This window comes from Chloroflexus sp. (assembly GCF_034435895.1).
Lineage (GTDB): Bacteria > Chloroflexota > Chloroflexia > Chloroflexales > Chloroflexaceae > Chloroflexus.
Genome location: NZ_DAOTWH010000300.1, coordinates 1 through 7,012, shown reverse-complemented (window position 1 = coordinate 7,012; position 7,012 = coordinate 1). Strand labels below are relative to the sequence as shown.

The 7,012-nt window shown below is 57.4% G+C and carries 6 protein-coding genes and 1 pseudogene; 3 read left to right on the top strand and 4 right to left on the bottom strand.

Annotation, left to right across the window (positions count from 1 at the left end):
* The 3 genes and pseudogenes from U9R81_RS16855 to U9R81_RS20115 form a co-directional block, all read left to right on the top strand.
* Positions 1-666, top strand: a 666-nt coding sequence (locus tag U9R81_RS16855; protein ID WP_322496585.1) for an extracellular solute-binding protein, incomplete at its 5' end; no start/stop codon positions are given.
* Positions 667-839: 173 nt separating this feature from the next.
* The gene (locus U9R81_RS16850) at positions 840-1,382 is read left to right on the top strand and encodes a zinc ribbon domain-containing protein (protein ID WP_322496584.1); all 543 of its coding nucleotides are present in this window, start codon (positions 840-842) and stop codon (positions 1,380-1,382) included.
* A gap of 150 nt (positions 1,383-1,532) precedes the next feature.
* Positions 1,533-2,230, top strand: a pseudogene (locus U9R81_RS20115) (HD-GYP domain-containing protein).
* A gap of 838 nt (positions 2,231-3,068) precedes the next feature.
* On the opposite strand, the gene U9R81_RS16835 reads toward U9R81_RS20115, so the two are convergent.
* The 4 genes from U9R81_RS16835 to U9R81_RS16820 all read right to left on the bottom strand — a co-directional run bounded on the left by U9R81_RS16835 (position 3,069) and on the right by U9R81_RS16820 (position 6,404).
* Entirely contained in the window at positions 3,069-3,374 is a 306-nt protein-coding gene (locus tag U9R81_RS16835; protein WP_322496581.1) for a hypothetical protein, read from the bottom strand.
* A gap of 398 nt (positions 3,375-3,772) precedes the next feature.
* Entirely contained in the window at positions 3,773-5,620 is a 1,848-nt protein-coding gene (locus U9R81_RS16830; protein WP_322496580.1) for an ABC transporter substrate-binding protein, read from the bottom strand.
* Positions 5,521-6,111 carry an ABC transporter substrate-binding protein gene (locus tag U9R81_RS16825; protein ID WP_322496579.1) on the bottom strand — a complete coding sequence of 197 codons (591 nt, stop codon included), beginning with the start codon at positions 6,109-6,111 and terminating at the stop codon, positions 5,521-5,523. The genes U9R81_RS16830 and U9R81_RS16825 overlap by 100 nt, the downstream gene beginning before the upstream one ends.
* Before the next feature lie 83 nt (positions 6,112-6,194).
* A complete protein-coding gene (locus U9R81_RS16820) occupies positions 6,195-6,404 on the bottom strand; it encodes a hypothetical protein (RefSeq protein ID WP_322496578.1) in 210 nt (69 codons plus the stop codon).
* Between the last annotated feature and the right edge of the window lie 608 nt (positions 6,405-7,012).

Below are 7,012 nucleotides of genomic sequence, written 5' to 3'. Positions count from 1 at the left end.
CGCTGGCTAGCGCCGTGGTTCTACGCTGCCGGCGGCGCCTTTACCACCCCCAACGGCGCTGAGCCAACCCTCGACACGCCAGCAATGACGGCCACGCTCACCCTGTTGCGCGATCTGTACCGAGCGGCGCCGCGCAACGGCGACAGCTATGCCCGCGGTCAACGGCTGCTGGCCCAAGGGTTTGCCGCGTATGCGATCGATGGCGACTGGGCATGGCCCACCTACCGCGCCCTCAGCGACACCTTCCAGATCGGGATCGCACCGTTGCCTACCTTTAACGGCAATCCGGCTCAACCATTGATCGGCGGCAGCCTGTTGCTGCGCCACCGCGACGGGCAGGCTACCCAAGCGGACGTAGCGGCGCTCGTGGAAATACTCTACCAGCCAGCTATCCAACTGCGGCTAAGCGCGGCGCTGGGCCGGTTGCCGGCCCGCCGCGAACTGTTAGCCGATCCCAGCATTCAAGCTGAACCCGCCCGCGCCGCCGCTGCGACGCAAGCCGCCACCGCTCCCGGTCTGCCGCCGACACTGGCAGCGCGCTGCGCCATCTTTGGGGTTGAGTCGTACCTCTACAGCGCCACCACCAACGATCCGCCCCTTAAAGACGCGCCAGCACGTATGCAACGCGAAGCGCTGGCCTGCTTACGCCAGTTTGCGCAACCCTAACCGGTGCGTCAGCGTCATAGTAACGAGAGTGCGGTAGTTGCACTGCCGCACTCCATAGCAGAGACCGTTAATGCTGTTCGAGCTAGTGCCAACGACAAAACGCGATATTCTTGCCCAAACGATCGTTTGGCGATGCCCTGCATCCTTGCGTATTGGCTCAGAAAGGGGGCGCTATGCACTGCCCACACTGCAATACCACCCTCCCCGACGATGCCCGCTTCTGCATCGAATGCGGCGCAGCGGTGCGCGTCGCCACAGGTGAAACTGTCCAACTGCCGGGAGGCAATGCCTCAACCATCACCTGCCCGCACTGCAAGTTTGTCAATCCGGGTCACGCCCGTTTTTGCGTCTATTGCGGCGAGCCGGTGCAGGGAAGCGGGCAAGCGCGTCCTGTAGCTCCTTCTCAACCTAAATCGGTGAGTGGCGAGCGTGAATTGGGCATCACCTTATTGCTGATCGCGGCAGCTTTATTGATCCCGATCATCTTCCGGCTGCCGCCGATGATCTGGCCAAACATCTTGATGGTACTTGGCATTGCCCAACTCATCTTTCACTTCCAACGCGGCGCTATCGCTGCCGGGATGCGCAACGCGATCTGGTTGTTTGGATTGGGAATCCTGTTCCTGATGCCGCGTCTCTTCTTCCCCGGCCTGCTCTTGCTGGTGGGGCTAACCTTCCTGATAGAAAGTTGGCGGTGGAAGGGAAAGGCGCCATGATGAACATCTAGTCAGCCTGTTACCGGAACAACTAACAGTACTGTTCGTTCACCGATTAGCCGAAGTGACAGCAGGAATGCCAAACAACGGTTCAACCTCTAAGGGGCCCATTGCGGCTCCTTCTTCATCGGCCAAACATCACCTGTTTTCATGCTCATCATCAGCCCATTGGCGAATAAACAAAGTCTTATCGCGCATTTATACCCGCGACTCGAATTCGGGCAACCACGCCGCGCAGGTCGCGCTCTACGGCTGCTGGGGCGCGCCTTGAGGTTGGAAGGCGAACAGTTGCAACAATTACGCTGGGCAGCCTTTCCGCACGACATCGGTAAGATCGCGATCCCCGACTCGATCTTGTTTAAGCCGAGTAAGCTTACACCAGAAGAATATAATCACATCAAGGCACATGCCATCTTAGGCGCCGAATTGCTGGCCAGTTCCAAAGTGACCCAGCATATCGCCGATTCGTGCGCCAACATCACGAACGCCGGGATGGGAAAGGCTACCCGGATGGGCTAGCCGGCGAGGAGATTTCGCTTGAGGCGCGAATCTTGAATTTGTGCGATTCGGTCGCGGCGATGGCTTCCGACCGGCCCTATAGTAAGGGGCGCACCCCTGAAGAGATCATTGCGGAAGTGCGCGCCTGCGCCGGTACTCAATTTGACCCACAGATCGCCGAGTTGTTTATCAGCTTGGTCGAACAGTACGGGTATGATTTGCTGGTCAATACCGCGATTCCACGGTATCTCGACCCATCGCGTTCAGCGCCGGAACCTGCGCCTTATGGCGTGCCCAAACCGGCTTTGACTAACCCTTTGCTGAATCAAGCCGAAGTGAATGCCACGTGATAGTCATCTGCCCATCTGCACTTGCATAGCCAGCGCCACCAAGAACGCCAATACCATTTGTCCGATCCTTTGCCAACAACGCCACGGCGAGCAAGTGCAACGCGATCACCGCGCAATCAACGCGACCCGCCTCAGCAACCATCAATGAGCCGGCCAAGCCACATTCCGCAAAATCATAGCCAGCATCACCTTGAGCAACGGCGCCAGAGGCAGGGCCGGATGCCGATCGTCCGCCATTAGTGCGCCAAAGCCCAACCAGAGCGCAGCATTGAAGATGATCAGAGGGTGGGCGGGAAGGGATAGAAGATCCTTGCGCTACGCAGGCTCTTGAGCGCAACCCATAAGAGAAAGGCTCAGCCATCGATCTTCACTCGCACCCAACCCGCCAAGCGAAACAAGAGCAAGTTTGGCGTCGCTCGCAAACGAGTCGCCCCATACAGTTAGATCTCTGGTGGGTGAACGTGAGCCATTGCGAGTCGTTCTGAGCAGTGAAGCAATTATCAGAATACAGATGACTGCAACATTGGTGTCGATCCGTGTTCATCTGTATCCCATGCACCCCGCTAAAAACACCCACCCTCTCTCCTAGAATCGCCAGAATAGGCCCAGTGAACACCGTGCCGTTACCCGGCGTGTCATTCACCTTGTTAGAAATCGCAATATCAATCTTCCAAAGATCGCCCGGTTCGATCAGTTCACCCGGTAGACAGCCGGTGTCGCGCCAGCATACAAACCAGCTATAGGGAACTTCGACATACTTCCAATCCGCAGTATTCGTTGCCTGATTCCAGAGCATGCCAAAGATGGCGCTGCACCCGCTTGCATCGGGTTTGCGGACTCATTTGAGCTCAAGTGTGTGGGGGGCGCCGTTCCCCTTGAACGAAAATCCAATGGCTTTGGTGCCTGCAAAAGCCCCTGAACTAATCTCACGATAAAGACTGACCCAGCCATCTTTTGCCACCATGTAATCGATCTGCATCGCATAGGTCTCTTTGTCAGTCACCCCGCGGATAGCTACTGACGATCCGGGAAGTGCTGCGTAGTTCCACACCGAGATACCGGTCATATCATCAATGATGATCGGCTTCGTCGCCGGCGCTATTAGCCATGTTCCCACCCATGTAAAATAGAACATCGTCGACACATAGAGGACTGCTAAACTACTCCATCGCCACGTGGAAGTGACATGCCGCGCTTTGAAGGCAAACCAAAACGTGCTGCCAGCATACAGCGCAAAAGCGACTCCTGAAACAACCCGGAGCGTTTCAGGATCATCTAGCCACCGCCAACTTGGAGCACAAATGAAACGACCGTTATCAAGAAATTCGCAACACCACCCAGTTTGATGAGGGTGTCTATGAAGTCTGCTTTGGATGTTTGCATGTCAGTGACCATGGCAATCTCCTTTATCGCTGCTATCTCGTTCATAAGCGATTGAGAAGCCATTACCTATGCTCACGACCTACGGTGTTTTACTCCCAACTAACCCGATCGGAACCGGGTGGAGGCAGCGCGACGTAGACGCTGCCTCCACAGCTACCCTCACGACCGGTTGATGATCGGCAGATAGAGCCGCGCGCGCTCGACCACTCCCTTCAGCGCAAACTCGGTCAGGTGTTCGATCACGACGATGATCCGGTTGGCGGCCAGATCGTGGCTACATCCTGCGCACGGCAACAGATTGCGCCACCTGCTGCCATCCCAATAGGCCACATTCAAGGTCTCTTCTAGGATCGACCGCGCGGCAAGTTCATCATCCGTATAGTCAATCTGAATCGTGATCGGCACGGCAAACTGCGTTACCGATTGGCCGCTGGCGGTAACCGCCTGCAACGAGAACCCGCTCACCGCTTTTTCTGCCCCGCTGAAGGGCTGGACTGGCATCGCATTATGGTTGTAGACAAAGGTTGTCGTTTCGTTTACAGCACCGTTTGGCACGGTAATGGTCGCATTCATACCCGTCTGAATAACGCCGCCAGCGGGCGGGAGCGGGCGTGCTACCACTGCCGTGTAGCGGTCGAGATTCATGTCAATATGTTCCCACGTCGGTGATGGGATAAAAGCGACATTGATCTGGCCCGTCGCCGCTTCATCAGCCAGACGTTGATTGGGAAATAAGGCGTATGCCGGCAGGAAATCAACGTCTCCATTCACGAGCGCATCAATCGCTTCGTCTTGAGAAGAGAAGAACCGGATCACAATCCGGCCCACCTTGGGTGCGGGAGTGTGGTACGGATTCGCGACAAACGTCATGTGATCGTCGCGCACCCACTCGGCCAGCATATAGGGACCAAAGCTGAGCGGGCGCTCGGCCAGTTCGGGCAGCGTTGCCCACTCGCGCGGCGGCACATCGGCCAGCACGCGACCATCGCTCAATACCTGATGCGCCGGGTAGACACCGAATGGCAGCAAATGGTACAACGGGAATTGATAACCGGGCAAGTAGGTTATGGTGTATTCAAGACCGGGGCCGAACGTGGTTTGCTGGATGGCGTCGCAAACCGAAGACCGCCGCCATGTATCCGGATCACACTCAGCCTGTACCCCAAGCCGGATGTCGGCTAACGACCCGGCAACGCCATCACTCCACCGGTAGTTTTTCAGCCGGTAGCGGACGGTGAGTTGTTTCGTGGCAATCGTGCCCGTACCGCTATACGTCACCTCGTTGCCGTCAGCGTCAATCACTTTCACCCCGGCTGCGAGCGTGACCGGTTCGGCTTCAATGCTGTAGACGCGATCCCCAGCAGTAACATTGACAGTCGCATTTTGCGCTAAACCCGCCTCGATCGTGCTCAACCCGTCTTGCAAGACAGGTTGATAGTCATAGTGGTACTCGGTGTAGTACACGCCTTTCGCCAAGTGTCTAGCATCAAATGTCACTGCTTGCCATGAAGCTCTTTCCAACAGGTTGTCCGGCTGCTGGGTAAAACCAACCACTATCGTCGTCCCGCCATCATCGCGTTCCCAGTTGGCTGCGCTAGCGAGACTGTAACCGGTTGGGCTGGCCGTAACTCCAGACAGATGCCGGCTCCACGCTTCACTGCTGATGCGATTAAACAACGGCAGTGAGACCATATCCCGGGCAAATTCAGTTTGGACAATGGCGTAGTGATTGATCCGGTCTTGGCGCAGCAACGTGTTATTGGCGGCAATAATGGCGCTACTGGCCGTAGGATTGCACCAACCCATATAGTTCTGACCGCTCCAGCCATTCTCTGCGGTCGGGATCTGATCGCAAGCGTAAAGCGTCCTGCCACCGGGATCAGCTTGCCACGCCCATGCAAACGCACCTAGTTCAAAATCGCGGCGAAGTAACCCGCTCTCAGCGCCAAACCAGTTGAGGCCGGGATATGCTCGCGTACCAGCCGGATGCCGCAGTGGTCGCGCCATTGCGCTTCGAGCATCGCCGCCCACGTCTGGCGGAATTGGGCATTGGTGGTAGTCAACGACAGCGCCAATTCGTCGCCGGCTGCGTTGGTGCGATAGGTCGAACCGGGGGCGAGTGTCCAACCGGCTTCTGCCAGTAATTGCCGGCCCATCGCCGGATCAAACGGATAGGTAAACTCTGGCGGCGGCGCGTGGTAGGCCCAGTGATCGTTGGGCAGGAACGTATCCGTGACCAACGCCTGCTGCTGAGTCGCATTCAAGAAAGAATAGACCGACCGAATCAGAGCGAGCCGGTCGGTGCAGTATGCCAGCGCCCGCCGGATGCGGATGTCGCTCAGCAGCGGATGTGGCGTGACCGTAGCCGGTGTAGGCGACGCCGCCGGTGACGCCGCAACGGTCGCTGGTGGCGCCGCGACCGTCGCCGCTTGCGCGATCAACAATACTGTTAAGAGCATGGCAGTGCCAACGATCAGCGGACGGATTCGAGGTTTCATCAGCAACCTCCTTATCAGGTGGAACTGCAACCGAGAAACGGTGCCGTAACGAGGGTCATTGCCGCAAGGCGTGCGATGCAACCTTATTCCCTCGCTGCCATCACAACCGGCACATACACCTGCGCGCCGCCGTACATCTCAAGATGGGCCTGCATCACGCCGGGATCGCGGTAGAAGTACCGCCACACGAACCCATTGCGATAATTCGCCAACCCCAAAAACAACCACAATTGCGCCACGGCGCTGTAACGGGCGCTGCACTGGCCATAGTCAGCCGCCGCAGGGTACGCCATCACCGAATCGCGGAACCCGAAGCTGGGTGATCCTCACAAGGACGGTGCGGTGATTGCGGACGAGGGATAGCCGCACGGCCGGCTTTACAGTACCCCTTCAGAGCGGGGCTTTTTGGTTTTCTGCACATGAGGGGGAGTCGGTCTGATCGAGAAGTGAGTTGGTTTCAGCCCCCTTCAAAGCGGGGCTTTTTGGTTTTGGGGCGTTCAACTGCAATCTACTTCCGCCGTGTGCGATACTGAAGGTTTCAGACCCTTTCAGAGCGGGGCTTTTTTGTTTTCGTGGAGATTCGCCGCTGGGTTGTGCAAGACCCAGAAACGTTTCAGACCCCTTCAGAGCGGGGCTTTTTTGTTTTCCCTGCTGCGCACCGGGGTGAGTGGTAGTTGGCGTGTTGGTGCGTTTGTTGCGCGCAACCAATGACCTCCCTTGTTGTCTGTCTTGCCCGTTGTTGATCAGTTGGTGTATCATAGGCGATACACTTACATTGTATCAGGTCATTGGTGGAAAGGCAAGGGCAATGATACGTTGGGCGGTGTATCTAGCTGAGACGCCGGTGGGGTTGCAGCGTTTGATCGCGGCGACGCAGCGGGTGCGGTGGGCGCCGCGCGCT